The 25,139-nt window shown below is 72.9% G+C and carries 28 protein-coding genes and 1 pseudogene; 16 read left to right on the forward strand and 13 right to left on the reverse strand.

The features are described 5' to 3' along the window. Positions 1-62 precede the first annotated feature (62 nt). From BM237_RS26125 to BM237_RS26140, 4 genes are all read right to left on the reverse strand, one after another. On the reverse strand, positions 63-2,117 hold the full coding sequence (locus tag BM237_RS26125; RefSeq protein WP_093852205.1) for a TerD family protein: 2,055 nt from the start codon (positions 2,115-2,117) through the stop codon (positions 63-65). 209 nt (positions 2,118-2,326) lie between these two features. Next, positions 2,327-3,652 (reverse strand): NADP-specific glutamate dehydrogenase, encoded by a 1,326-nt coding sequence (gdhA, locus tag BM237_RS26130; protein ID WP_245794051.1) that lies wholly within the window; start codon positions 3,650-3,652, stop codon positions 2,327-2,329. 250 nt (positions 3,653-3,902) lie between these two features. After that, complete coding sequence (locus BM237_RS30140) at positions 3,903-4,187, reverse strand: hypothetical protein (RefSeq protein ID WP_245794052.1); 285 nt, start codon at positions 4,185-4,187, stop codon at positions 3,903-3,905. A 207-nt stretch (positions 4,188-4,394) separates the two neighbouring features. Beyond that, positions 4,395-4,730 carry a hypothetical protein gene (locus BM237_RS26140; protein ID WP_093852206.1) on the reverse strand — a complete coding sequence of 112 codons (336 nt, stop codon included), beginning with the start codon at positions 4,728-4,730 and terminating at the stop codon, positions 4,395-4,397. A gap of 381 nt (positions 4,731-5,111) precedes the next feature. Between BM237_RS26140 and BM237_RS26145 the strand changes: the two genes are divergently transcribed. The 8 genes from BM237_RS26145 (at position 5,112) to BM237_RS26180 (ending at position 15,505) form a co-directional block, all read left to right on the forward strand. After that, positions 5,112-6,434, forward strand: a complete 1,323-nt coding sequence (locus BM237_RS26145) for a type III PLP-dependent enzyme domain-containing protein (protein WP_217655933.1) — start codon at positions 5,112-5,114, stop codon at positions 6,432-6,434. Positions 6,435-6,617: 183 nt separating this feature from the next. Continuing rightward, entirely contained in the window at positions 6,618-8,333 is a 1,716-nt protein-coding gene (locus BM237_RS26150; protein ID WP_342746261.1) for a pyridoxal phosphate-dependent decarboxylase family protein, read from the forward strand. Further along, positions 8,330-10,228: an IucA/IucC family protein gene (locus BM237_RS26155; RefSeq protein WP_093852207.1), complete on the forward strand. Its 1,899-nt coding sequence runs from the start codon at positions 8,330-8,332 to the stop codon at positions 10,226-10,228. Before BM237_RS26150 ends, BM237_RS26155 begins: the two co-directional genes overlap by 4 nt. Next, complete coding sequence (locus tag BM237_RS26160; RefSeq protein ID WP_093852208.1) at positions 10,225-11,661, forward strand: lysine N(6)-hydroxylase/L-ornithine N(5)-oxygenase family protein; 1,437 nt, start codon at positions 10,225-10,227, stop codon at positions 11,659-11,661. Before BM237_RS26155 ends, BM237_RS26160 begins: the two co-directional genes overlap by 4 nt. Then, positions 11,658-13,547: an IucA/IucC family protein gene (locus tag BM237_RS26165; protein ID WP_093852209.1), complete on the forward strand. Its 1,890-nt coding sequence runs from the start codon at positions 11,658-11,660 to the stop codon at positions 13,545-13,547. The genes BM237_RS26160 and BM237_RS26165 overlap by 4 nt, the downstream gene beginning before the upstream one ends. Beyond that, the gene (locus tag BM237_RS26170) at positions 13,544-14,926 is read left to right on the forward strand and encodes a glutamine synthetase family protein (RefSeq protein WP_245794053.1); all 1,383 of its coding nucleotides are present in this window, start codon (positions 13,544-13,546) and stop codon (positions 14,924-14,926) included. Before BM237_RS26165 ends, BM237_RS26170 begins: the two co-directional genes overlap by 4 nt. 67 nt (positions 14,927-14,993) lie before the next feature. Next, positions 14,994-15,257 (forward strand): type II toxin-antitoxin system prevent-host-death family antitoxin, encoded by a 264-nt coding sequence (locus BM237_RS26175; protein ID WP_093852232.1) that lies wholly within the window; start codon positions 14,994-14,996, stop codon positions 15,255-15,257. After that, complete coding sequence (locus BM237_RS26180) at positions 15,254-15,505, forward strand: type II toxin-antitoxin system RelE family toxin (RefSeq protein WP_093852210.1); 252 nt, start codon at positions 15,254-15,256, stop codon at positions 15,503-15,505. Before BM237_RS26175 ends, BM237_RS26180 begins: the two co-directional genes overlap by 4 nt. A 35-nt stretch (positions 15,506-15,540) precedes the next feature. Here BM237_RS26180 and BM237_RS26185 read toward each other — a convergent pair whose 3' ends face one another. From BM237_RS26185 to BM237_RS26195, 3 genes are read right to left on the reverse strand one after another with little or no spacing between them, the layout of a single operon-like run. Next, positions 15,541-15,789 carry a DUF7848 domain-containing protein gene (locus BM237_RS26185; RefSeq protein WP_093852211.1) on the reverse strand — a complete coding sequence of 83 codons (249 nt, stop codon included), beginning with the start codon at positions 15,787-15,789 and terminating at the stop codon, positions 15,541-15,543. Further along, positions 15,789-16,175, reverse strand: coding sequence for a hypothetical protein (locus tag BM237_RS26190; protein WP_093852212.1), 387 nt, complete (start codon positions 16,173-16,175; stop codon positions 15,789-15,791). The genes BM237_RS26185 and BM237_RS26190 overlap by 1 nt, the downstream gene beginning before the upstream one ends. Continuing rightward, complete coding sequence (locus BM237_RS26195) at positions 16,172-16,600, reverse strand: ATP-binding protein (RefSeq protein WP_093852213.1); 429 nt, start codon at positions 16,598-16,600, stop codon at positions 16,172-16,174. The genes BM237_RS26190 and BM237_RS26195 overlap by 4 nt, the downstream gene beginning before the upstream one ends. Positions 16,601-16,844: 244 nt before the next feature. On the opposite strand from BM237_RS26195, the gene BM237_RS26200 reads away from it, so the two are divergent. From BM237_RS26200 to BM237_RS26210, 3 genes are all read left to right on the forward strand, one after another. Further along, on the forward strand, positions 16,845-17,708 hold the full coding sequence (locus BM237_RS26200) for a helix-turn-helix domain-containing protein (RefSeq protein WP_175541139.1): 864 nt from the start codon (positions 16,845-16,847) through the stop codon (positions 17,706-17,708). A gap of 5 nt (positions 17,709-17,713) precedes the next feature. Then, entirely contained in the window at positions 17,714-17,926 is a 213-nt protein-coding gene (locus tag BM237_RS26205; protein ID WP_093852215.1) for a DUF397 domain-containing protein, read from the forward strand. An 86-nt stretch (positions 17,927-18,012) separates the two neighbouring features. Next, positions 18,013-18,585 carry a phospholipase D-like domain-containing protein gene (locus BM237_RS26210; RefSeq protein ID WP_245794054.1) on the forward strand — a complete coding sequence of 191 codons (573 nt, stop codon included), beginning with the start codon at positions 18,013-18,015 and terminating at the stop codon, positions 18,583-18,585. Positions 18,586-18,629: 44 nt separating this feature from the next. Here the strand turns inward: BM237_RS26210 and BM237_RS26215 are convergent, their stop codons facing one another. After that, the gene (locus tag BM237_RS26215) at positions 18,630-19,172 is read right to left on the reverse strand and encodes a DapH/DapD/GlmU-related protein (RefSeq protein WP_093852216.1); all 543 of its coding nucleotides are present in this window, start codon (positions 19,170-19,172) and stop codon (positions 18,630-18,632) included. Positions 19,173-19,399: 227 nt separating this feature from the next. On the opposite strand from BM237_RS26215, the gene BM237_RS26220 reads away from it, so the two are divergent. Together BM237_RS26220 and BM237_RS26225 are read left to right on the forward strand one after the other, a co-directional pair. Beyond that, entirely contained in the window at positions 19,400-19,747 is a 348-nt protein-coding gene (locus BM237_RS26220) for a VOC family protein (RefSeq protein WP_093852217.1), read from the forward strand. 91 nt (positions 19,748-19,838) lie between these two features. Continuing rightward, positions 19,839-20,249, forward strand: a complete 411-nt coding sequence (locus tag BM237_RS26225; protein WP_093852218.1) for a hypothetical protein — start codon at positions 19,839-19,841, stop codon at positions 20,247-20,249. Positions 20,250-20,357: 108 nt separating this feature from the next. Here the strand turns inward: BM237_RS26225 and BM237_RS26230 are convergent, their stop codons facing one another. The 3 genes and pseudogenes from BM237_RS26230 to BM237_RS26240 form a co-directional block, all read right to left on the reverse strand. After that, positions 20,358-21,029, reverse strand: a complete 672-nt coding sequence (locus BM237_RS26230) for an HD domain-containing protein (RefSeq protein WP_093852219.1) — start codon at positions 21,027-21,029, stop codon at positions 20,358-20,360. Position 21,030: 1 nt separating this feature from the next. Continuing rightward, a complete protein-coding gene (locus tag BM237_RS26235) occupies positions 21,031-21,321 on the reverse strand; it encodes a hypothetical protein (RefSeq protein WP_425443741.1) in 291 nt (96 codons plus the stop codon). Then, positions 21,318-21,832, reverse strand: a pseudogene (locus tag BM237_RS26240) (hypothetical protein). The gene BM237_RS26235 and the pseudogene BM237_RS26240 overlap by 4 nt, the downstream one beginning before the upstream one ends. A gap of 83 nt (positions 21,833-21,915) precedes the next feature. Between BM237_RS26240 and BM237_RS26245 the strand changes: the two are divergent. The 3 genes from BM237_RS26245 to BM237_RS26255 all read left to right on the forward strand — a co-directional run bounded on the left by BM237_RS26245 (position 21,916) and on the right by BM237_RS26255 (position 23,448). After that, positions 21,916-22,257 carry a PadR family transcriptional regulator gene (locus BM237_RS26245; protein WP_093852221.1) on the forward strand — a complete coding sequence of 114 codons (342 nt, stop codon included), beginning with the start codon at positions 21,916-21,918 and terminating at the stop codon, positions 22,255-22,257. Then, the gene (locus BM237_RS26250) at positions 22,254-22,922 is read left to right on the forward strand and encodes a permease prefix domain 1-containing protein (RefSeq protein ID WP_093852222.1); all 669 of its coding nucleotides are present in this window, start codon (positions 22,254-22,256) and stop codon (positions 22,920-22,922) included. The genes BM237_RS26245 and BM237_RS26250 overlap by 4 nt, the downstream gene beginning before the upstream one ends. Before the next feature lie 151 nt (positions 22,923-23,073). After that, positions 23,074-23,448 carry a hypothetical protein gene (locus BM237_RS26255; RefSeq protein WP_139238185.1) on the forward strand — a complete coding sequence of 125 codons (375 nt, stop codon included), beginning with the start codon at positions 23,074-23,076 and terminating at the stop codon, positions 23,446-23,448. Positions 23,449-23,710: 262 nt separating this feature from the next. Here the strand turns inward: BM237_RS26255 and BM237_RS26260 are convergent, their stop codons facing one another. After that, the gene (locus BM237_RS26260) at positions 23,711-24,280 is read right to left on the reverse strand and encodes a VanZ family protein (RefSeq protein ID WP_093852224.1); all 570 of its coding nucleotides are present in this window, start codon (positions 24,278-24,280) and stop codon (positions 23,711-23,713) included. A 262-nt stretch (positions 24,281-24,542) separates the two neighbouring features. Continuing rightward, a partial coding sequence (locus BM237_RS26265) for an IS630 family transposase (protein ID WP_425443742.1) occupies positions 24,543-25,139 on the reverse strand: 597 nt, incomplete at its 5' end.

The following is a 25,139-nucleotide window of genomic DNA, read 5'->3' on the forward strand; positions in this document are numbered from 1 at the left end:
CCGTTTCCGGTTCCGGCAGGAACAGCCCGGAGCGGTCCCGACTCCTCCGGACGGCCCCAGGGTCAGCCCGCAGACACTCCGGTCCCCTGCCGACGAGGCGGACGGCCCTCCAGGTGGGTGACGACACCGGAGTGGAACCGGTGCACGGCATCGTCGACGCTGCGAATGAACCCCGTCTCAGCATTGCCCCGTGTGACGCCCATGCCCTTGAAGAGGGACATCCGGAAGCCGGTGATCCGTGCACCGTCCCTCGGGAGCATGTCACCCGGTTCCGGACGGAGCCGTTCCAGAGTGCCGCGCGGCCCTCCACCCTGGCCTTCGACAAGAGTCTCCACGTGGAGATCCGCCGGAGCTCCGGCGAGCTGCCTCACCAGTCGTTTGGCCCAGCTGAGGGGGTAGCCCTGCTCGGGTGCGGGGATCTCGATGGACGTACGCAGCTTGCCGGTGCGCAGGTCAGCGGTGAGCGCGAGGATCCCCGGTGTCCCCTCGATGCGCAGTTCGGCGTGCAGACGACCGTCCTCACAGAACCGGTCGGCCAGAGCGGCACGGCGGGAGTTCGGTTCGGTACCGCGCTGGGCACGCTGGACAGGCAGGACCTTCTGCCCGAGTTCGCCGCCGAGCCGCAGGCAGACCTGGCGGACGAGCCGCTCCCAGCTCTCGATGACCTCCAAGGCGCGCTGATCGCCCTGGCAGAGGGTCTCTGTGTCGATCGCGTTGCGTACCGGCACCCAGGCCGGGCCCATGTTCTGGAAGCCGTGGCAGCCGGAGTTCTCGTGCTGGAGATAGTGCAGGAGCTCCTGGAGAAGCCATGCGTGAGCGGCGTTGCCGACGCCCTCGTGGCGGATCAGCATCTGGGCCTGGTGCGCCACCTCGGCCCAGGACAGGTGTCGCAGGGCGACCTTGTGCTTGCGCCGGCGGTCGATCCTGACATCGACCAGGGGGCTGCCCTCCAGGGCCACGTCGTTGGACAGCGTGATCACGGCCTCGTAGCCGCGCCGTGCGGCGATGTCCATGTAGTCCTGGACCTGTTCCGCCCTGAGCGGGTTGCCGTTGGTCTTGGTCTCCACCAGGGCTGTCCAGAGCCTGCCCGCGCGCTCGACCCTGATCACGCCGTCCGGCCGCTTCGGGGAGTCCCCGTGCGGCAGCGAGACCTCGGTGAACGTCTCCATCCGGCCTGCCGGGGCGCCGAAGGCGGCGGTGATGCGGCGGCCGAATTCCGGTACCTGGGCCATCACCGACAGCAGGATCGAAGTCGCCCGCGTCTCACGCTCCCTGTCGCTCTTCAGCGAGGAGACGGGGAAGAGTCGGGCGGGCCTCCAGGATTCGTTCTCGGCCAGGGACTTCTTGGCGACCCTGGGCAGCGTGATCTTCTTCCGGGCCGTGCGGGGGCGTCGTGCCGGGGACTCGTCCGCCACCGGCGCCGACTCCCGGCGAGTCGCCTGTCCGGGGACGCCCGGCAGCGGCCCGGTGGGAGCCTCCGCGCCCACCGCGGTGTCCGTCCGCGGTCCCGGTTCGGGCTCCGGCGCTTCGTCCCCGACCACGCCCTCCCCGCCCGCGTCGTCCTCAGCCGCGTCGTCCTCGACGTCGATTCCGAAATCGGTCGCCAGACCCGCCAGGCCGGTCTCATAGCCCTGACCGACCGCCCGGAACTTCCAGCCCCCTCCTCGCCGGTAGAGCTCACCGAAGATGAAGGCGCTTTCCGCACCGGCGTCATCGACCGAGAATTCGAGCAGGGCCTCGCCGGTACTGTCGGCGAGCACCACCCCAAGGCCTTCGAGGGCGCCGAACCGGGCACCGCCGTAGCGGCTCGCCCCGACGACGATGCGCTCCACGTCCGTTGGCATCGCGGCCAGATCGAGGCTGATGCGGTCCTCGCTGCCGTTCGCCGTCGGAGTTTTCCCCAGTAGTTGAACGCCGCCGTCGGCGGCGACCGGGTTGTTGTAGAAGAAGAAGTCCGCATCGCTGCGCACCTTGCCGTCGGCGCCCAGAAGCAGGACCGAGACGTCCGCGTCCCCGTCCCCTGTGGCGCTGCTCCAGTTCAGGCTCAGCACCACGGAGCCCGTGTCCTCGCTCAGAGCCGCCAGGTCGACGTTGGAGCCCTTGACCATCTTGTGCATGTGCCCCCCCAAGTACACGGCCGCGCCGGGGCACCGGCGACCGACCGCTCGCTGTTCCGTGACGTGGCGCACACTCCCCTTGTGCGCAGGGTGAACCCTAATCCGGAAAGCCGCGTTCCGCCGGGGAACCGGGCAAGTGGTGCGGACGACGGCCCGGGACAGGCCTCGGTTCCCGCCCCGGGCCGTCGGTCACCCGCCCGTCATACGACTCAGATCAGGCCCTGCGCCACCATGCCCTCCTCCACCAGCTCGAAGCCGGCGATGTTGGCGCCGGCCACGTAGTCGCCGGGGCGGCCGTAGCGCTCGGCGGTGGTGTGGCACAGGTTGTGGATGTGCCGCATGATCTCGGTCAGCCGGGCCTCGGTGTGCTCGAAGGTCCACGAGTCGCGCGAGGCGTTCTGCTGCATCTCCAGGGCACTGGTGGCCACACCGCCGGCGTTGGCCGCCTTGCCGGGGCCGAACAGCACGCCGGCCTCGCGCAGCACGCGTACGCCCCCCGGGGTGGTGGGCATGTTCGCACCCTCTCCGACCGCCTGCACGCCGTTGCGCACCAGCGTCGCGGCGTCCTTCTCGTCCAGCTCGTTCTGGGTGGCAGAGGGCAGCGCCACCTCGCACGGCACCTCCCAGACCCGGCCGCCGGGGACGAAGCGCGCCCCGCCGCGCTCGGCGTACTCGGACAGCCGGCCGCGCTCGGTGAGCTTGACCTGCTTGAGCAGCTCCAGATCGATGCCCTGCTCCGCGACGACGTAGCCGCCGGAGTCGGAGCAGGCGATCGGGACGGCGCCGAGCTGCCGCGCCTTCTCCATGGCGTAGATGGCCACGTTGCCGGAGCCGGAGACGACCACGCGCTTGCCCTCCAGGGTCTCGCCGCGCGTCTTGAGCATCTCCTCGGTGAAGACGACCAGGCCGTAGCCGGTGGCCTCGGTACGGGCCTGCGACCCGCCCCACAGGACGCCCTTGCCGGTCAGGACGCCGGCCTCCCAGCGGTTGGTGATCCGGCGGTACTGGCCGAAGAGGTAGCCGATCTCGCGGCCGCCGACCCCGATGTCGCCCGCCGGGATGTCCGTGTACTCACCCAGGTGGCGGTAGAGCTCGGTCATGAAGGACTGGCAGAAGCGCATGACCTCCGCGTCCGACCTGCCCTTGGGGTCGAAGTCGCTGCCGCCCTTGCCCCCACCGATCGGCATGCCGGTCAGGGCGTTCTTGAAGGTCTGCTCGAAGCCCAGGAACTTGATGACCCCCAGGTTGACGGACGGGTGGAAGCGCAGGCCGCCCTTGTACGGGCCGAGGGCGCTGTTGAACTCCACCCGGAAACCGCGGTTGACGTGGGTCCTCCCGGAGTCGTCGCTCCACGGGACGCGGAAGATGATCTGCCGCTCAGGCTCGCACAGGCGCTCGATGAGAGATTCGTCCAGCAGCTCGGGACGCCGGGCGAAGACCGGTTCGAGGGATTCCAGGACCTCCCACACGGCCTGGTGGAACTCCTTCTCGCCGGGATTGCGATGCAGTATCCGGTCGTAGATCTTCTCGATCACGCGTACTCCTAGAAGGTGCGGCTCCTGTTGTCCCGCCGGTTCCGCTGACCCCTGCGGAACCCGTGAAACGCATGACGCCGAGCACCCCTGTGGAAATCGGGTGCTCGGCGTCTTCGTCGACGTGGCGGACTTCAAGCGTGACACGCCTCGGCCGCGAATTCCTCCCGGGGTGCCCCGGGTACCCCGGCCCCATGGCCGGAAACCGGTGCGGCGGGGCGGCGCGGACGCCGCACCGGGACACAGGACCGCCTCAGACCGGAACGATATGGACATCATGGGCGTTCATCACCTGGAGATACGCCCCGATATCGCCAGGGTCACTGGTGAAGACCACCGCGCTGCCGTGCCGGACGGCCGACAGCGCCACCAGCGCGTCCACCGCGTCCACCGCGTCCGGACGCTTCCTCGGCGGGAGCTCCGCCTTCCCCAGGGCCGCGCCGATACGCCGCCGGTCGGCGAGGTCCGGTCCCGTCACGCAGGTGATGCACGCCGTCCGGCCGACCTCGGTGGGACGCATGGCCGGCTCGTCAGCCACGCGCCTGCGGAACCGTACAGCCCTTCAGCGCCGAAGCCGGCGCGTGGACCGTCGCCGGACTGGGACGCCATACCCGAGCCGGCACCGGGCCGGGTACCACGGCCCGGTGCGGCGCCTCCCCCATGGCGGCGTGAAGGCGTGCCGCCTTCGCCTTGCGGTCGGCCGGCGCGACGAGCATTCCGGTGTCGTACACCGGCACCCGTGCGGTCACGCCGCGTTCCCGGGGTGGCTGTCGACCCTGATGGGCGCGTCACCCCCGAGAACGAGTCCCACGGCTTCGCGCACCCCCCGCCGCTCCGCCCCGGTGAGATCGTCGTCGCCGGGCTCGGGAAGCGCGGGCAGTTCGGCGGCCTCCGCCTCGGCCGCGGCGATCACCGCGTCGATGTGGGAGAACCGGCCCTCCATGGCCTCGGTCTCCGCCACCTGCCGTGTGGCGGCGTTGACCAGGCAGGCGGAGACGTCCATGCCCGCACGCTCGGCATGGGCTCTGATGCGCTCGGCATGCTCGCCGTCCAGGCTGATGCCGATCCTCGTCTTGGCCATGAATGCATTGCAGGACGCGTATTACGCCCTGCGTCGCGTTCTCCTCGGCACCGACCGGTGACTGCCACCCAGGACTACAAACGCTCCGGCTGGTAAGGGATTCGAAGTCTTTGGGGTCTCCGGCGCGCGTGCGCGGGCACCCGCGCGGGAAGCGGGGTACGAGCGCCTGCGCGCCGCGCGGCGCTCTTGGACGGGCCGAGGGAAGCCATTAGGTTAGCCTCACCTAAATTGACGGTCGCTCAGGCGGCCCGGGCACGCACCCGGAGGGAGGGGACGTGAGCGCTTCCGACGGCGGCTGACGCCGCGCACCGGACGACCGCACCGCCTCCCCCGAGACCGCACCGCCTCCCCGACCGTGCCGCACCCAGCGAGGTAGAGCCCGTGTCCATCGTTCTCCCGCCCTCCGCCGCCCCGCGTTCCGCCTACCCCTCCGAGGTCCTGCCCGAGCCGGTCCGCCGGCGCCTGCTGGAGCTGGCGGAGGGCGAGACGCCCGTCTCCGCCTACCTCTACGACGGTCAGGCCGCCGCCGCGCGCGCCCGCGAGCTGCGCGCGGCGCTGCCGAAGTGGGCGGCCGTCCACTACGCGGTGAAGGCCAACTCCTTCCCCGGCGTCGTACGGGCGCTGGCCCCGTACGTGGACGGCTTCGAGGTCGCCTCCCGCACCGAGCTGGAGCTGGCCCTGGCCGCCCTGCGGGAGCGGGACGGTCTCGGGGGCACGCCGGACTCCCCCGCCTCCCCGGCCACCGTCGTTCCCGTCGTTCCCGTCGTCGCCGCCGGGCCGGCCAAGTCCGTGCCCGTACTGACCGCCCTGGTGCGCGCCGGGGTCGAGGCGATCAACGCCGAGAGCCTGCTGGAGCTGCACCGCATCAGCCGTATCGCCGTCGCCGAGGGCACCACCGCCCGGGTGGCGCTGCGCGTCAACCCGGCCGACGCCCCCACTGCCGGTGCCACCGCCGCTCCGGCCTCGGGATCGCTGCGCATGGGCGGCCGGCCGTCGCAGTTCGGGGTGCCCGAGCCGGACGTGCCCGGGGTACTGGAGCAGGCGCTGCGGCTGCCGGGCCTGGACGTCACGGGCTTCCACGTCCACGCCGCCTCCAACAACCTCGACGCCGATTCCCAGGCCGCCCACCTGCGCCGGTGTGTGGAGTGGAGCGCGGCGACCGCCCGCAGGCACGGCGTGGACCTGCGCATGGTCGACGTCGGCGGCGGCATAGGGGTGGCCTTCGAGGAGCTCGCGGGCGAGCGGCCCTTCGACGTCTCCCGCTTCGGCGAGCTGGTCGCGGAGTGCGAGCCGCCGCCGGGCGTGCGGGTGGTCCTGGAGCCGGGCCGCTTCCTGGTGGCCGACTGCGGCTGGTACGCGGCCGAGGTCACCGACGTCAAGCACAGCTACGGCACCGCCTTCGCCGTACTGCGCGGCGGCATCAACCACTTCCAGCTCCCCACCTCCTGGGACCTGGTGCACAACATCGTCGTCCTGCCCGTCGACCGCTGGCCCGACGGCCTGCCGCGCCCGGAGGCGGCCGGTGAGCGCGTCACCGTCGTCGGCGAGCTGTGCACTCCGGAGGACACCCTGCTGCGCGATGTCCGGGTGGACCGAGTCCGAGCGGGGGATCTGGTCGTTTTCCCCTACGCGGGCTCCTACGGCTGGGAGTTCGCGATGCACGGCTTCCTCGGCCACCCCGTCGCGGAACGCCACCTGCTGTGACCACCGACCACCCCCGGAGACGGCCGCCGGGCCGTACCGCCGACGCCTTCCTCCCGACGGAGCGACGGAGTAACGGAGCGAGAACGCCATGACCGTGCCCACCGCACCTCCGACACCGGCCGCCGCCGCGGCCACCGGCCCCGTGGCCACCGGCCCCGCTGCCGCGCCCACCGGGCGGGCGGCGTGACGGGCCGCGTCCGCGCGGCGGAGGCGGGCTCCCCGGCGCCGGGCGTCGCCTCCGTCCCGGGCGCCCGGGAGGCCGGCGGCCGGGCCGAGGCGCTGCGCGCCCTCGTCGACGGGCTGCTGGCGTCCGCCGCCCACACCGGTACGGAACCCCCCGGCACCGAACCTCCCGGCACCGAACCGCGCGCCACCGCCCCGCCGCCCGGCACCGCCCTGCCCGGCTCCGCCCTGTCCGGCTCCGTGGACGGCCCCGGCGCCCTGGAGCCGTTGCTGCGCGCCGCGCTCGCGGCGCTGGAGGAGGGCGCGGCCCGGCGGGGCGGCCCCGTGCCGGCGCTCGAACCCGGCGAGCTGGCCGCTCGCGTCGCCGGGGAGTACGCGGCGGCCCGCGGCGCGGCGGCCCTGCCCCGGCTGACCTCGCTGCTGGCGTACGGCAGCGCCGATCCGGCCGATCCGCTGTGCGCGGCCCATCTGCACTGCCCGCCGCTGGCCGTCGCCGTCGCCGCCGACCTGGCCGTCTGCGCGCTCAACCCCTCGCAGGACTCCTGGGACCAGGCGCCGGCCGCCACCACCCTGGAGACGCTGCTGCTGGCGGAGCTGGCCGGGCTGGTGGGGTACGGCGAGGAGGCCGCCGGAGTGCTGACCTCCGGCGGCACCGAGTCCAACCTGATGGGCCTGATGCTGGCCCGCGACCGGGTGATGGGGCGCGTATCGGGGCGGCAGATCGAGCTGGAGGGCGTGCCGCGCACCGGCCCGCGCCCCCGCGTGTTCACCTCCGCCGCCGCGCACTTCTCCGTACAGCGCGCCGCCGCCCTGCTGGGCCTGGGCGAGGACGCGGTGGTGCCCGTCGGCATCGACCACGCCCAGCGCATGGAGCCCGGCGCGCTGGCCGGCGCCCTGAGGCGGTGCGCGGACGCCGGCGAGCTGCCCGTCGCCGTCGTCGCCACCGCCGGGACGACCGACACCGGCACGGTGGACCCGCTGCCCGAGTGCGCGCGCCTGGCCGCCGAGTACGGCGCCTGGTTCCACGTGGACGCGGCCTACGGCGGCGGCGCGCTGCTGTCGGACCGCCTGGCCCCGCTGCTGGACGGCGTCGAGCTGGCCGACTCAGTCTCCCTGGACTGGCACAAGCTGGGCTGGCAGCCGGTCGCGGCGGGCGTCTTCCTCGTCCGGCGCGCGCAGACGTACGCCTCGCTCGCCCGCCGCGCGGCCTACCTCAACCCGGGCGACGACGAGGAGGCCGGCTACCCCAGCCTGCTCGGCCTGTCGCTGCGCACCACCCGCCGCGCGGACGGCTTCTCCATCGCCGTCACCCTGCGCACGCTGGGCCGGGAGGGCCTGGGACGGCTGGTGGACGCCTGCCACGACCTCGCGCTGGCCGGGGCGGCCGCGGTGCGCGCCCACCCCCGGCTGGAGCTGCACGCCGACCCGGTGCTGACGGCGTTCCTCTTCCGCTACGTGCCGCGCGGGCACGGCGGTCCCGGGCACAGCGATCCCGAGCGGACCGACCGGATCAACGCCGCCCTGCGGCGCAGGCTGCTGCGCGAGGGCCTCGCGGTCGTCGGCCGCACCGAGCTGCCGGGCGAGGGGCCGGGCCGGGTACGGCTGAAGCTCACCCTGCTCAACCCGCACGCGACGCCCTCCGACGTCGAACGGCTGCTGGACGCGGTCGCCGGGGCGGGCCTGGCGGAGGAGCGGGCCGGGGAGGACCCCCGGTGACCCCGGGCCCCCTGGGCGGAAACCCGCCCGCGCACGGCGGCGGCCCGCACGGCCCCGGCCCGCACGGCGGCCCCGACCCGCTCGACCACCCCGACCCGCAGCGCGCCGCCGCCACCGCCGCGACCGAGCGGCTGCTGCGCGCGTACGTCCGCGAGACCGGCACCGAGGTACCGGCCGCCGGGCAGTCGCTGCACCTGGTGCTGCCGCTGAGCAGGATGACGCTGCGCGTCCCGGTGCGCTACCGGTCCGCGACCGGCTGGCACCGCTTCGGCGAGGCGCGCGTGGTCACCTCCGAGCGGGGCGGCAGCCTCCCGGCGGACATCGCGCTGGCGGCGGCGGGGCTGGTCCGGGAGCACACGCTGCGGCGCGGCCGCTCCCTCCTGGACGGGGGCGACGCGGTGGCCCGGGTGCTGGACTCGGCCCGCCGTACCGCCGTCCATCTGGCCCGGCGCCGCGCGGAGCCCCCGGGCACGGCCGGCCCGACGCCGTTCCTGGACGCCGAGCAGGCGCTGCTGCTGGGCCACCCCCTCCATCCCGCGCCCAAGAGCCGGGGGGAGGCGTCGGACGCCGAACTGGATTCGTATTCCCCGGAGTTGCGCGGCTCCTTCCCGCTGCACTGGTTCGCCGCGCACCCGGACGCGGTCGTCGGCGAGAGCGCGGACGGCCGCCCTGTCCCCGAGCTGCTGCGGTCCCTGGCGGCGGGTGTGGAGGTGCCCGCCGGCATGATGCCGGTGCCCGCCCACCCCTGGCAGGCGCGCGAGGCCGTACGCCGCCCGGAGACCGCCGCGCTGCTGGAGGCCGGGCTGCTGCGCCCGCTGGGGCCGGCCGGCCCCGCCTGGTATCCCACCTCCTCGCTGCGGACGGTGCACCGGCCGGACGCGGAGGCGATGCTGAAGCTGTCGCTCGGCATGCGGATCACCAACTCCCGCCGCAACAACCTCCGCGGCGAGCTGCGGCTGGGGGTGCGGGCCGCGCGGCTGCTGGCCGCCGGATCACCGGCCTGCCCCGGTCCGGGCGGGTGGCTGCGCGCCGAGCACCCGGAGTTCGGCATCCTGCGCGACTTCGCCTGGGTGTCGGTGGGCCGCGATGGCGGGAGCGGTGGCGGCGTCCCGGAAGCGGGACCGGAGACGGGGCTGGAGACGGCCATACGCGACAACCCCTTCCGGGGCGGAACCGGGAACGGGACCGGGAACGGAGCCGGCGAGGCGCTGTGCGTGGCCGGTCTGCTGGCCGAGCGCACCGGCCCCGGCGACGGCTCCCCGCCGCCGTACCGCGCCGCGCTGTGCGAGGCGGTGGCGCGCACCGCCCGCGCCCACGGGGTCTCCGCCGCCGAGGCCGCCGAGCGCTGGCTGCTGCGCTACCTCGACGTGCTGGCCGTCCCCCTGATCCGCCTCCATGCCCACCACGGGATCGCCCTGGAGCCGCACCACCAGAACACCCTGGTGGCGCTGGGCTCCGACGGGCTGCCGGTGGCGGGCCGCTACCGCGACAGCCAGGGCTACTACGTCGCCGCCTCCCGCGCCGCCTCGCTGGAGCGGCTGGTGCCGGGCCTGTACGAGGGGGTGGAGCTGGTCTTCGAGGACTCCTTCGTCGACGAGCGCGTCGCCTACTACCTGGGGATCAGCAACCTGCTGGGCCTGGTGGGCGCGTTCGGCTCGTTCGGCCTGGCCCGCGAGGAGCGCCTGCTGCGCGTGCTGCGCGGCGCTCTGGAGCGGCTGCGCGCCGCCGAGCCGGGCGCCAAGGGCCTGCTGGAGACGCTGCTGGACGCGCCGTCGCTGCGCTGCAAGGCCAACTTCCTGACCTGTGTGGACGGGCTCGACGAGCTGGTCGGCGACGTCCACACCCAGTCCGTCTACATCGACCTTCCCAACCCCCTCGCGGAGGCACAGCGGTGACCGACCACTCCACCCCGCCGCACGGCGTGCACGACCTCGTCGGCGTCGGCATCGGCCCGTTCAACCTCTCCCTGGCCGCGCTCTGCGACGGCGTGCCGGGGCTGGGCACCCTCTTCCTGGACCGCCGTCCCGCCTTCTCCTGGCACCCCGGTCTGCTGCTGGAGGGCACCGTCCTGCAGGTGCCCTTCATGGCCGACCTGGTGACGATGGCCGACCCCACCAGCCACTGGTCGTACCTGAACTACCTGCGCGAGCACGGGCGGCTGTTCCCGTTCTTCTTCTCCGAGCGCTTCCACATCCCGCGCCGCGAGTACGACCACTACTGCCGCTGGGTCGCCGAGCGCCTGCCCTCGTGCCGCTTCGGCGCGGAGGTGACGGCGGTGGAGTGGGACGCCTCGGCCGAGGCGTTCGCCGTCACCCACCGGCCCTCCGGCGCGCCTTCCGGCGGGGACCGGGACGGCGGCCGGGAGGAGCGCGTACTGGCCCGGCGGGTCGTGCTCGGCGTCGGCACCACCCCGGTCGTGCCCGAGCCGCTGCGCCCCCTGCTCACACCCGCGCACGCCGGGCGCGTGCTGCACAGCGCCGACTACCGAACCCACCGCGCCGCCCTCGCCGGGAGGGACGACGTGACGGTGGTCGGGGCGGGGCAGTCCGGCGCGGAGGTCGTGCTCGACCTGCTGCGGCACCAGGACGGCGAGGGGCGCGGCGGCCCGTACGTGCGCTGGCTGGCGCGCACCCCGGCGTTCGCGCCCATGGAGTACTCCAAGATCGGCCTGGAGCACTTCACCCCGGACTACGTGCGCTACTTCCGCACCCTGCCCGAGGCCGTCCGCGACCGGCTGGTGCGCGAGCAGTGGCAGCTCTACAAGGGCGTCAGCGAGCAGACCCTCGGCGAGATCCACGACGAGCTGTACGAGCGGACCATCGGCGGCGGCCGGCCGCGCGCCGACCTCCACCCGGGCGTGGAGATCACCGCCGTGCGCCCCGTGGAGGACTCCGAAGGCCGCGGCTACGTGCTGGGCTGCCGCCACACCGGGCAGGGCACGGAGTTCGAGGTGCGCACCTCGGCGGTCGTCGCGGCCACCGGCTACGCCGCCGTGCGCCCGGCCTGCCTGGACCCGCTGGACAAGCTCGTCGACTGGGACGCGCGCGGCCGCTACCGCGTCGGCGGCGACTACCGCGTCGCGCTCGACGAGAGCGTCACCGGCGCGCTGTACGTGCAGAACGCCGAGATGCACACCCACGGCGTGGGCGCGCCGGACCTGACCCTCGGCGCCTGGCGGGCGGCGGTGATCCTCAACTCCGCCGCCGGGCGCACCGTGCTGCCCGTGCCCGACCGGGCTGCCTGGACGACCTTCGGCGCTCCCGGGGCCGGGGCGCGCGAGCCCGGCGCTCCCGAGCCCGGGGCGCGCGCCGGGGAGGCGGCCCGATGAGCGCCGTCTCCCGCGACGCCTGGCTGGAGGCCGGGCGCAGACTGCTGACCAGGGCCGTCGAGGAGTTCGCCTACGAGGAGCTGCTCGTCCCCCAGCCCGACCCCGCCGCCTCCCCCGACGCGTACCGGCTGGACCTGGAGGGCGGGGTGTGCTGGACCTTCCGCGCCGCCCGCGGCTCCTTCGGCTCCTGGCGCCTGGTCCCCGGCACCCTGCGCCGCCGGCCCGCACCCGGCGGCGGCCCGGGGGAGGAGACGGGGGAGGCGGGCCCGGAGCGGCTGCTGCTCGACGCCCGCGAAGTGCTGGGCTGGGACGGCCCCACCACCGCCGAGGTGCTGCGCGAGCTGACCGCGACCCGCCGCGCCGAGGCCCACGTCATATCCCGCGACCTGCCCGCCGCCGGCCTGGCCGACCTGGACTACCTGGAACTGGAGTCCCACCAGGACGGCCACCCCTGCATGCTGCTCAACAAGGGCCGCCTGGGCTTCTCCGCCTCCGACGCCGCCGCCTACGCCCCCGAGGCGGCCGGCGAGGTGCGGCTGCGCTGGGCGGCCGTCCACACCACCCTGGCCTCGTATTCGGGGTATCCGGGCGCACCGGGCCTGGACGCGGACACGCTGCTGTCCGAGGAGCTGGACGCGGCCGTGCGCGAACGTTTCACCGCCACCCTCGCCGACGCCTGCGCCCAAGGCCCCCACTCCCCGGGCGACTTCGTCTGGCTGCCGGTCCACCCCTTCCACTGGGACGAGGCCGTGGCCACCCTCTTCGCCCCCTACCTCGCCGACAGCCGGATCGTCCCCCTCGGCGAGGGCCCGGACCGCTACCGGCCCCTGCAGTCGATCCGCACCCTCGCCAACCTCGACCACCCCGGCCGCCGCAACGTCAAGGTGCCGCTGCTGATCCGCAACACCCTGGTGTGGCGCGGGCTGTCCACCGAACCGACGCGGGCCGCGCCCGACATCAGCGCCTGGCTGCACGCCATACGCGACGGCGACCCCTACCTCCGCGAAGAGCTGCGCTTCCACCCCCTGGGCGAGGTGGCCTCCGTCGCCGTGCGCCACCCGCTGTACGAGTCGGTGACCGACGCCCCCTACCGCTACCACGAGCTGCTGGGCGCGGTGTGGCGCGAGCCGGTGACCGCCCTGCTGCGCGAGGGCGAGCGGGCCCGCACGATGGCCGCCCTGCTCAAGACCGGCTCGGACGGCAAAGCGCTGGTCGCCGAACTGGTGGAACGTTCCGGCCTGCCCCCGCGCGCCTGGCTGGCCCGCTTCCTGGCCGCCCTGCTGCCCGGGCTGCTGCACTGCCTGTACCGCCACGGCATCGCCTTCTGCCCGCACGGCGAGAACACCGTGCTTCTCCACGACGCCTCCGAGGTACCCGTCGGCATCGCGCTCAAGGACTTCGCCGAGGACGTCAACCTGCTGCCCGGCCGCCGCCCCGAGTACGCCGGGCTGCCGCCGCGCGCCGACGCCGTACTGCTGCGCTGGCCGGCGCACGAGCTGGCGCACTCGCTGCTGAGCGCCGTCTTCGCGGGCCACTTCCGCTTCCTGGCGCCCCTGGTGGAGGAGCATCTGGGCGTCCCCGAGGCGGACTTCTGGTCCCTGGTGCGCGCCGAGACCGTCCGCTACCACGCCCGCTTCCCCGAACTGGCCGACCGGTTCGAGGAGTTCGACCTGCTCGCGCCGTCCTTCGACCGGGTCGCCCTCAACCGCGAGCAACTACTGGGCGGCGGCTTCCACGACCGCGCCGAACGCGACGAGGGCTTCGACGTCGTCCACGGCACCGTCCCCAACCCCCTGGCCGACGCGGCGCCCCTCACCGAACCCGCCGAACCAGCCGAGCCCGCCGAACCAGCCGAACCAGCCGCTTCCACCGAGGAGTCCAGGTGACCGACCCGTACGAGCGGCTGCGCGCCGAGGCCGAGGCGGGACGCGTGGAGGAGGTGATCGTCGCCGTGCCCGACCTCCAGGGGCGGCTGATGGGCAGCCGCCTGTCCGTGCCCTACTTCCTGGACGAGGCCGCCCGCGACGGCTTCGGCGCCTGCGTCTACCTGCTCGCCACCGACGTGGAGATGGACACCGGCCCCGGCTACGCCGTCGACGCCTGGGACAGCGGCTTCGGCGACTTCGCCCTGCGCCCCGACCCGGCCACCCTGCGCACCCTCCTGCCCTGGGACGAGGGCACCGCCCTCGTACTGGCCGACGCGGTGTGGCCCGGCGCCGGCCCCGAGCACAACCACGAGCGCGAGCCCGTCGCCGTCGCCCCCCGCCACGTCCTGCGCACCCAGCTCGACCGGCTGGCCGCCCGCGGCCTGACCGCGTACGCCGGCACCGAGCTGGAGTTCCTGCTGTTCACCGCCTCCTACCGGGAGGCCTGGGAGCGCCGCTACACCGGCCTGCGCCCCGCCGCCCGCTACAACACCGACTACTCCCTCCAGGGCCTGGAGGAGGTCGAGCCGGTCGCCCGCCGCATCCGCCGCGCGATGACGCGCGCCGGGCTGCGGATGGAGACCGCGCGCGGGGAGTGCCACCCGGGCCAGTACGAGATCGTCTTCCGCTACGACGAGGCGATGGCCACCTGCGACAACCACGTCCTGTTCAAGGACGGCGCCAAGCGGATCGCCGCCGCCGAGGGCACCTCGCTCACCTTCATGCCGAAGTTCGACGAGGGCGAGGGCAACTCCTGCCACATCCACCTCTCCCTGCGCGGCGCCGACGGCACACCCGTGCTGGCCGACCCGTCCGCCGGGGACGGCATGTCGGAGCCGATGCGGCACTTCGTCGCCGGACAGCTCGCCTGCCTGCCCGACCTGGCCCTGCTGATGGCGCCCAACGTCAACTCCTACAAGCGCCTCCAGCCCGGCGCGTTCGCCCCGACGGGCGTCGCCTGGGGCCGAGACAACCGCACCTGCCCGATACGGGTGGTGGGCTCGGGGGCCTCCCTGCGCATCGAGCACCGCGTCCCCGGCGGCGACGCCAACCCGTACCTGGCCGTCGCCGCCGCCGTCGCCGCCGGGCTGTACGGCATCGACAACCACCTCCCCCTGCCGCCGGAGCACACCGCCAACGCCCTGGCCGACCCGTCCGTCCCCCGCCTGCCCGCCACCCTCACCGAGGCCCTGCACCGCTGGGAGAACAGCGGTATCGCGGCCGAACTCTTCGGCAAGGAGACCGTCGCCCACTACGCGCGGGCCGCCCGCGCGGAGCTGTCCGCCTTCGAACGCGCGGTCACCGACTGGGAGCGCGTCCGCGGCTTCGAGCGGCTTTGAGAACTCCGCCGTCCGGCACCATCGCCATGGACTACGGAGAAGTGCTATGCATCTGTACACTAGATGCATGTCCGCTACATATCCCATCGCCGAGGCTCGAGGCAAACTCGGCGACCTCGCCCGCCGGGCCGCCCAGCACGAACACATCACCTTGACCGACCGCGGCGTTCCCACGGCCGTACTTGTCTCCCCCGCAGAACTCGAAGACCTCGAAGACGCCCTCGCCCTCGCCCGTCTGGAGCGCGACCGCGCCCTCGGCCGCTCCGAGGCGCCAATTCCCCACAACGAGGCGCGTCGCGCCCTCCTCGAAGCCGCAGGCAGGGGCGAGTGACCTGGCAGGTCCTGTGGGAACCGACCGCACTGGACACTGCCACCGGTCACCTCAGGAAGGACCCCGGCAGCGTCGATGCCCTCCTCATGGCCACCGACCAACTCGCCGAGAACCCTCGCCCTCCTGAGTCCCGCCCGTGGGGGACCGAGCATCGTCGTCTCCGCCACGGCCCCTGGCGCGTCCTTTACCGCATCGACCAGGACGCCCGCACCCTTCACATCGAGCACATCGGACGCACCAGCGACTAATGCTCCCGGCCTCACTCGCCCTGAGGCCTGAAGCGTCAGCCGGGAGCCCGGGGCCGGGCCCGCCAGGGGCGGGTGACGGTCTGGGTGTAGGCGCGGTGGGCGGGGTGGCGGGCAGCGTGGTGGAGTTGCCAGTCCAAGGCGGTGCCGAACTCGACGCCGGTGTGCGACGCGGCGCCGCACACCTCGCAGGTCATGCGGTACGTGGCCGGGGGCGCGTCGGGTGCGGTGTCCGGTTCGCCGGTCCAGCCCGCCGTGTCCGGCTCGGCGCGCAGGCGGCGGAACATCACGGGACGCCGCCTCCCGGCCCCGGCTCCGGCCCTCGCCCCGGCACGGGGTCCTGCGGCACGGGATCCTGCGGCACGGGCCGCAGGGAGATCTCCCACAGGCACTCGGCGCCCGTGTGGCTGTAGACCACCGCCCGCCCGGCGCGCAGCAGCCGGTTGGTGCGGTCGGCCGCCGCCTCGTGCCCCCAGGCCAGGAACCGGGCGGCGGCCCCGGGATCGTCGGGGCCTAGGCTCGCCGCGATCCGCACCGCACGCTCCCCCGCCCACCACTGGACCTCCCCGGCGTGCACCGAGAAGCAGTCCCCGAGGTGGAACATGCGCGGCCGGGGCGTACGCAGGTAGGCGACGGCCTCGGCCCGGTACGCGGCGGGCCACCGGCCGCTCATCCGCCCTCCCCCGCAGGCGAGTCGAGCAGCACGGTGAACCACACCCACTTGCCGCCGGGCACGCAGGTGTAGCCCAGGGCGTCGGCCGTCTCCCGCAGCAGCCACAGCCCGCGCCCGCGTTCGGTGTCCCAGTCCGGCACCTGGACGGCGGGGGCCCGGCAGGAGCGGTCGTACAGCCGGACCAGGGCCGTGCCCCGCCCCTGCCGCACCTCCAGCCGGCACCGCCGGTCGGCCACGTGCCGGCACACGTTCGACAGCAGCTCCGAGATCCCCAGCCGCGCCGTCTCCACCGCCGCCCGGTCCCCGCCCATCGCCCGCACCGCCGCCGCGACCTCCCGCCGCCACACCTCGATCTCCCGCGCCTCGACGGTTATCTCCCAGGCGAAGCTGTGCCGTTCCTCAGCGACTCGTGCGGGGATGGCCATGGGGAGCCTCCAGTGGCAGAAGGAACGTGCCTGTTCCGGCACGCGGTTCGAACGATCCGTCGCACATCGATTACGGAACGTCGTGGAATCCAGAGTGATCCACCGTCTCGCTCAACCGCAAGCCAGTCATTCGCAAGTTTTCACTTATTCACCCTGCGAACCGTCGTTCTATTTCTCTTTCGCTCCGCGAAGCGAAGGAGTGCGGCACACTGAGCCCGACTTCATCCGAGACAGGGAGATGCTTGTGGGACGGCCGGTCACGACGGTCCGCCGGATGCGCCTGGGCATGGAACTGCGCCGTCTGCGGGAGCAGGCGCGCGTCTCGCAGAACGCCGCGGCGGAGGCCATCGACGGCAGCGACACCAAGATCAGCCGGGTCGAAGCGGGCAAGACCGGCCTGAACCGGCTGGAGTTGACCGCGCTGCTCGACCTCTACGGAGTCACCGACGAGCGGTTCCGGTCCGGCCTTGTGGAACTCAACCGCACCAGCCGCCAACGTGGTTGGTGGCAGCAGCGCAGCGACATCCTGGCACCGAAACTCCAGGAGCTGATCGAGTTGGAGTCCACCGCGTCGCAGATCTTCGAGTACGAGGCCATCGTCATCCCCGGTCTGTTCCAGACCAAGGAGTACGCACAGGCCATCATCAGCGGTTTCCCACCGCCGCACAGCGTGCCCGTCGAGCAGGCCGTCCAGATCCGCCTGGAACGGCAGAAGCTCATCGAGCGTGACGACGCGCCCCGCATCATCTGCGTACTCGACGAGGCGGTGTTGCACCGCCAGGTGGGAACACCGGAGGTGATGGCCGACCAACTGCGGAAACTCATCGCCATCAACAACCCACCGCATCTGTCGATCCAGGTCATCCCGTACAGCGCAGGAGCACACGCGGGGGCGGACGGCAGCTTCCGGCTGTTCAGCTACCCGACCCCGGCCGATATGGACATCTGCTTCCTGGAGCAGAAGGAGAGTAGGGTCTTCATCGAGGAAGAGGCCGGCCTGGAGCCCTACCGCACGGCGGCGGAACACCTCCGCACCCAGGCGTTGTCATCGCCCGACTCGATGAAGCTGATCGCCGGCCTCGCAGCGGAGTTCGACAGTAGAGGCTGAACACCATGCGACATGACCTGCCGATCGAGCAGTGGCGGAAGTCCAGTTACTCCAACGCACAGAGTGGCAACTGCGTGGAGGTGGCGGAGATACCCGGCGCCGCCGGCATCGCCGTCCGCGACTCCAAGAACCTGAGCGTCCCCCCGGCCCGCGTCTCCCGCCCCGCCTGGGCCGCTTTCCTCTCGGCGGTGGCGCAGGACGCGCCTCCCATCGCGTGAAGGGCGGGTCCGCCCCGGCGGGAGCGCCACAGCTCCGCATGCCGTAGGCCCCACGGAACGCCGTCCGACTGGGAGTTGAGGAAAGCGTGCTGTGGCCCAACGCCGTGAAGGCCGTCATGAAGACCGGCCCCGACCGCGAGGTCATCTCGGTCTACCCGTACCGCTCGGCCTGCCCGTCGTCCGTCTGGCGCTCGCTGATCACGGACGCCCGCGAGGAGCTGACGTTCGCCGGGTACACCAACTACTTCCTCTGGCTCGACCACCCGAACCTCGCCACCGTGCTCAGGAAGAAGGCCCGCGCCGGTGTCGCGGTGCGGTTCCTGCTGGGCGAGCCCGACTCCGAGACGACCCGGCGCCGCGAGACGGTGGAACAGACCGCACTGACCGTCTCCACCCGCATCCGCATCACGCTGGAGCACCTGGAACGGCTCGGGGACACCGAGAACATCGAGGCCCGGTACAGCCGTCACGAGGGCCACATCAGCCTGTCGGTGTTCCGCTTCGACGACCAGATGCTCGTCACTCCTCACCTGTCCAACCTGGTCGGTCACGACTCGCCCATGCTCCATCTGCGGCGACTGCAGGACGATGGCATGTTCGACCGTTTCGCCTCGCACGCCGAGGCGCTGTGGAAGGAAGGCGCCCCGGTCAGGAGTTGATGGCTGCCCGTGGTCAGGGGCTCCGCGCGGCCCCGGAGGGGTCGTCACCACCGCCGGTGCACGGTCGCCTTGCCGCCGGTCACCAGGCTCGCCGGCGGAACGTCGTCGGCCACGACCGCGCCGGCGGCGACCACGGCGTCACGGCCGATGCTGACGCCGGGCAGGATCGTGGCACCGGCGCCGATCCACACGTTCTCCGCGACGTCGATGGGCGCACCGGTGAGGTACAGCTTGCGCTCCCCGGGGTCGACCGGGTGGCCGCTGGTGATGAACGTGGCCTTCGGGCCGATCATCACGCGCTCGCCGAGCCGGATGCCGGCGTAGTCCAGGAACGTGCAGTTCTGGTTGATGAACACGCGCTCGGCGAGGTCGAGGTTGAGGCCGTGGTCCGTGTAGAAGGGCGGATAGATCGTGACTCTCGGCGGCAGCGGCTTGCCGAGGATCCGCTCGAACAGCTTCGCCTTGCCGGCCTCGTCCTCGAAAGGTAAGGCGTTCAGGCGGGAGGTGAGTTCGGTGACCCGCAGGACCCTCTCGGCCATGGCCTGGAACTCGGCGCTGTGGATGCGCATCAGACGGTCGCTGGACATGTCACGGTCCTTCCGGTGTAGCGGTGGCGGAGGCTCGCCGGGAGACCAGTTTCAGGGGTGTTCGCGGAGGCGGGAGCGAAGGTGGCCAAGAGCGCTTCGCGGCGGGCGCCACGGACACTCCCGCTTCGGCGCCCCGGGGCGTGTCGCGAAAGCGCGTGCGACGGCGGACGTGCCGTAGTACTCCTGGGGGTCCCGGAGTTCAATTCCGTTCCCGCTTGGAGTCGTCTATGACCGTTCGTCGTGTCGTGCCCAACATCCAGTCGGAGGCCGTACAGGAGAGCCGGGAGTTCTACGGCCTGCTGGGCTTCGAGGAGGTCATGAACCACGGCTGGATCGTGACGCTCGCTTCCCCGTCCAACCCGGCGGGGCAGGTCAGCCTCGTGACCGGCGACAGGACCGCCCCCGTCACCCCCGACATGAGTGTCGAGGTGGACGACGTGGACACGGCCTATGCGGTCATGCGGGACAGCGGTGCGGAGATCGTTCACCCCCTGCAGGACGAGGAGTGGGGTGTTCGGCGGTTCCTCGTCCGCGACCCCAACGGCCGCGTGGTCAACGTACTGGGCCACCGCTGACGCCGATCCCACGCGAGCAGCGCGGCCACCGGCCGGCAGCGCGTCCGCGGCCTCGGACGACTGTGAGCGGCGGTGCCCTACGCTCTGTGTCATGGCCGTTCGATGGGGGACGTTCGTCCTGTTCGCACTCGGTGTGGCGGGGCTGAGCTGGGGAATCGCGGACTGGATCGACGCCGCCGACTGCGCGGCGGGGGAACGGTACTGCGACACGGAACCGGGGAAGCGGGAGCACGACGGCAGGAACGTGCTCCTGGTCTTCGGCGGGTTCCTGACCCTGTTCCCGGGCACCGTCCTGGTCGAACGCACGCAGGACTGGCGGCCCGCGCTCGGCCTGCCCGTGGGCGCGCTCGCCGGCAGCGCGATCGCTCTGTCCATCAACCGGGAGCCGGGCATCTGGATCCTGGTGTGCGTGCTTCTGGCCGTCTGCGCGGCCCTGCCGTTCGCACTTCGTATGCTGGTGGCCCCGCAGACCGGGGCCGGGCGTCCCCCCTCGTCCGGCTGACCTCGCCGCAGGAGCCTCCGTGCCGCCCCGGCGGGCCCCTGTTCAGGCCGTTGCGGCAGGTCGTCATGCCGGTCGGCGGGCAGACCGGAGCAGGCGGGCGGCCCGTGCTCAGCCCTCCGGCCGGTAGCCGTCGTAGTCATTCCATCCGGCGGTCCGGTCCAGCTCCTCCCAGGTGGGCCAGGCCGCGCCCGTCGCCTGTCGGACGAGTTCGCCGGGCAGGCCGAACGGCGGGGCCTTGTGCGGTTTGGCGAGGGCCTGGCCGACGATCGTGTCGTGGAGGACGGCCGCCGCGTGCAGACGGGGCAGCGCGGCGTGGACTCGTTCGGCATGGCCGGGCGGGAGGGCGCGCGGGTCGTCGAGGCCGAGGTCCAGCGCGGCCCCCGCCGTCACCAGAGCGATCTCCGGGCGCTTGCGCATCGCGAGGTCGTGGTGGAGGTGGAGGGCGATCGCGTCCCAGACGATCTCGACCCGGTCGGCCGGCATCCCGCGCTCGGTGAGGAAGCGGGCGGCCAGGTCGGCGCCGTCGAGGTCGAAGGACTGGTCGCCGTCGCCTTCCGGGGTGAGCCCGGCGTCGTGCAGGACGCAGCCCAGGAAGAGGAGTTCGTCGTCGTAGTCGCGGCCGGGCAGCAGGCCGCGCCGCTCGCCAAAGGCACGCCCGTGGAGGTAGGTCCTGAGGCTGTGGTTGAAGATCGCCGGGTACTCGATCCGCTTCGCGTGGCGAAGGGCCTCCAGTGCCAGTGCGGTGCGCGGCAGGGGCAGTTCCTCGTAGTCGTCCGTCATGTCATCCCTCCTGGGTGCCGGATGTCGGGGGTGGGGCGGGGGTCTCGCGGATGCGGCGCAGGGCGAGCAGTCCGCCGAGGCCGGGGACGAGGGCGTACCACCGTGCGCCGGTGTCGGCGGCGGTCGTGGCCTGCCAGGTGGCGGCGATGACGACCAGGTACGCGGTGCCGTGCAGCGGGCCGGTGAGCGAGGTGACCGGCCGCGCGTGGACGGTGAGCAGGTTGGCCAGCAGCACGGCCAGGGTGGCGGCCTCGGCGCCGGCGGCGATCCGCAGGGTGCGCACGGCTCTCACGCCCCCGTGGTGGAGCCGGGGCGGACGATCATCAGGACGACGACGACCGCCCACAGCAGGTTGAAGGCGCCGGTGAGCATGGACAGCCGGGCCGCCGCCGAGCGCGCCTTCCCGTCGTCCGCAGCGTCGTCCGCCGCCGTACGCGCCCCCGCGCCGCCTGCCGGCCGGAGCATCCGCCGCTGGCCGGGGACGATCGCCAGGACCAGGACGGCCGCGGCGATCGCGGTCAGGAGGAGCGAGGCGATCAGCCAGGCGTCGGTGAGGACGCCGAGCCGCGCGCCCGTGGCGATCCCGAAGACCGGTACGGCGATGCCGGCGACGGCGTAGTTCCGGCAGATCCGGTGCAGGAACGCGGCGATCCACGCGTCCCGCCCCTCCCCCGGCTCCCCGGGCGTGCCCCGGACCCGGCGGCCTGCCGCGCGTGGCGCGGGAAGAGGGAGGCGGCGACGGTGATCGGCCCGATCACCACGATCGCCGCCAGGACATGGACGGACAGCAGCACCTTGGTCACCGCGGTCTCCTCACCCCGATGATGGATAGATTGGCTGCCAATACATAGCACGCCTACACTTCCCTTGTGTAGGCTGCCCACTCATGAAGGCCGACGCCGTACGCGGACATCTGGACGGACTGCTGCTGGCCGTGCTGGAGCCGGGGCCACTGCACGGGTACGCGATCATCACCGCCGTACAGCGGCGCAGCGCGGGCGCGCTCGAACTGCGCACCGGCACGGTCTACCCCGCGCTGAACCGCCTGGAGCGCATCGGACTGCTGCGCAGCAGCTGGGACTCCACCGGCGAGCGGAAGCGGCGTCGCTACGAGCTCACCGACGCCGGGCGGCGCGCGCTGGCCGACGAGCGGACGGCCTGGCAGGCGTTCACGGCGGCGATCGGCTCCGTCCTGGACCCCGCCCCGCACCCCGGGCACGCCGGATGAGCGGCACCGGACGGCGGCCCGGCCCCGCCGGGACATACGCCGACGAGTACGCCGAGGCGCTGGCGTCCGCCCTGCGCGGCCCGGCCCGCTCCAGGGCCCGGCTGGTGGCGGAGATACGCGACGGCCTCGCCGAGACGGTGGCCGCGTACGCCGCCGAGGGGCTGCCCCGCGAGCTCGCCGTCCGGCGGGCCGTGCGGGAGTTCGGCACCGTGGCGGAGGTGCTGCCCTCCTGCCAGCGGGAGCTGACCGTCGCGCAGGTCCGCCACACCGCCAGGGCCGTCGCCCTCGCCGCCCCGCTGCTGACCGTCTGCTGGTACCTGTTCCTGGCCACCGGGTACGGCGGTCAACTGCCCCTGGCCACCCGTCTGCTGGCGTTCCCCCTGGCCGGGTTCGCGGCCGTCGCCGCGCTGCTCTCGGCGGCCGCGCTGGCCGCCACCGGCCCCCTCGCCCGGCGGCTGCCCACCCCGCACCGGCTCCCCCGGGCGACCGCCTGGGCCGGCACGACGGCCGGTGTCTGCCTGGGCGTGTCCGCGCTCACCCTCGCCGCGTCCTCACCCCTGTCTGGCAACTGGCCGCCGGTCGCGCTCGCGGGCGCCCTCGCCGCCGTGCTCCACACCGTGGTGGCGTCCTCCGCCCGCGCCTGCCGCGACTGCGCCCGCGCATAGCCGCCCCTCCGGCGACATCCGCAACTCCGTTCCCCTGATGCCCCTTTCGCGTTGTTCGCCGCCGAAAGCGAGAAGTCGACACATCCCCTTCCCAGACTTGGAGGAGCGGGCCCCCGGCCCGTGTGCACCGCACCGACCGCAAGGGGGAAACATGACCAGGACGACCAGAACGACCGGGAAGACCGGGAAGACGAGGAGAGTCGCGCGTACGGCCGTCGTGCTCGGCGGCGCGATCCTGCTGGCCCTGACCACCGCCACATCCGCGTCGGCGACCGTGACGCGCTACCACGGCAGCGACGCCGCCCAGGCGACCGCCTACTCGATGCGCGCCTACGACGGCGAGCGCGACGGCAACGGCGTCTACGCCGACGCCTACCTGGCCAACGGCGCCCACGTCTCCCAGTGGGACGGCAACGGCGCGGACGGCAACTGGGGTCCGTGGGCGCGTTACAGCTCCCGCATCAAGCAGTTCCGGGTCTGCGAGGACCACAAGGGCTGCTCCAGCTGGTCCTACTGGCCGAGCTGACCGGCACACCCCGGCACCCGTGCACCACGGCCCGCCCCACCCGGGGCGGGCCGCTCCCATACGCCTGGGACCATCCGCCTCAGCGGCGCCCCGCCGCACCGCCCACCGGGGCCTGCCGGGCGGCCTTCCGAGCCGTAAGGGGAAAGAGTTCCAGGCATTCGTCCCGGCGGACCCCCTCACGCACCTCCGGCCGAGGGTGCCCGGCCGGGGATCCGCCGGCGGTCCCCGGACCCGTTCGGGGAGAGGTGCGGCTTTCGGCCCGTCATGGTCCGGAGCGGACCGACGCCCGGCCGCTCCCGCGCCTCGCGGTCCGTACGGCGAGTACGTTCACCCCGATTCCGACGGCACATCCGAGCGTGTTGAAGAAAACGTCCTCCAGGTCCGCCACGCGACTTGCTCCTTGCAGCCACTGCAACGCTTCGATCATGACGCTCGCCCCCAGCCCGACAACCATGGTCCGCACCACGGATACGCTTCTTCGCGCCGACAGGGACAGAAGAAGGGGAAGCGGAACGAACATGAGGCAGTTCGCCGTCCACTGCCGGATGATCATGGATCTCTCGTTTTCGGAAACCTGGTCCTGCGAGTCGTTGAGGAGCGTCTCCACACCCTGTCCCCACCAGACCAGGCCGCTGCCCGCCTCGCTCCCGTCACCGGCGAGCGTCGCGGCACACACCAGGAGGCCCCAGGCGGTGAGCGCCGTCCACGCCGCGCGGCGCATCAGGCGCGGCCGGAGTTCGCTCGCACGGTGCGCGCCGACCGATCCCAGAAAGAGAGCCGCCAGAACGAGTACGGTCGTCAGCGGCGTCAAGTGAAGGACGATCCGCCACATCACTCCTCCCCTATCTGTGCCGTGCGGCCCGTGGGGCCGTTCGGCACACGACTCCACGGGCCACGAAGAAGAGAGCGGATCAGATGAACCGCCACCGGGTCACGTACACGTTTCCGCTCAACATCATGATGCCGCGGATCGCGCCGTCAGCAGGAAGACTGGAGAGGTAGCGGGTGTACGATCCGCAGTTTCCGGTCGAGATGAACTGGTTCTCCCAGCCGTCCCACACATACTGAGGTTGAACTCGTGGTGTCGTGAGGGTTCATCCGGGTCTGATGGTCAGGCCGGTCTCGGCGAGGCAGCCGTCGATGAGGTCGCTGTGGTACTGGATGTGGCGCAGTCCTCGCCGGATGCGGTGGATGAGGTGTTCGGGGGTGGTGAAGGCGACGTTGGACAGCCAGCCGCGCCGCAGCAGGGACCAGATCCCTTCGACGGGGTTGAGGTCGGGTGCGTAGGGCGGCAGGTAGTAGATGGTCAGCCAGTCCCGGTCGGCGGCCCACTTCTGCAGGTCGGCGGCCTTGTGCACGTTGAGGTTGTCCCAGACGAGCACGATGGGGCCGCCGAGTTGGTGGTGGGCGGCGGTCAGCAGGTCGCGGTAGTCGGTCCAGGCGAAGCTTTTGCGGCCGTCGCGGCGGCCGTCGTCGCGGCGGGGCCGGTAGATCAGCCGGGACCGGTGACCGGGCTTGTAGCAGGTCAGCGCCGCGATCGAGACCCGACGGCGGGAGCGACCGCGGACCCGCACCACCGGGGTATGCCCGCGACGGGACCAGGTTCTGGCGTGCGGCGGCGTCATGGAGAAACCGGCTTCGTCCTCGAAGACGAGCCAGGCTCCATGGGCCGCCGCTGCTCTTCCGCGCAG

Origin of the sequence: Streptomyces mangrovi (genome assembly GCF_900114215.1) — a bacterium.
Lineage (GTDB): Bacteria > Actinomycetota > Actinomycetes > Streptomycetales > Streptomycetaceae > Streptomyces > Streptomyces barkulensis.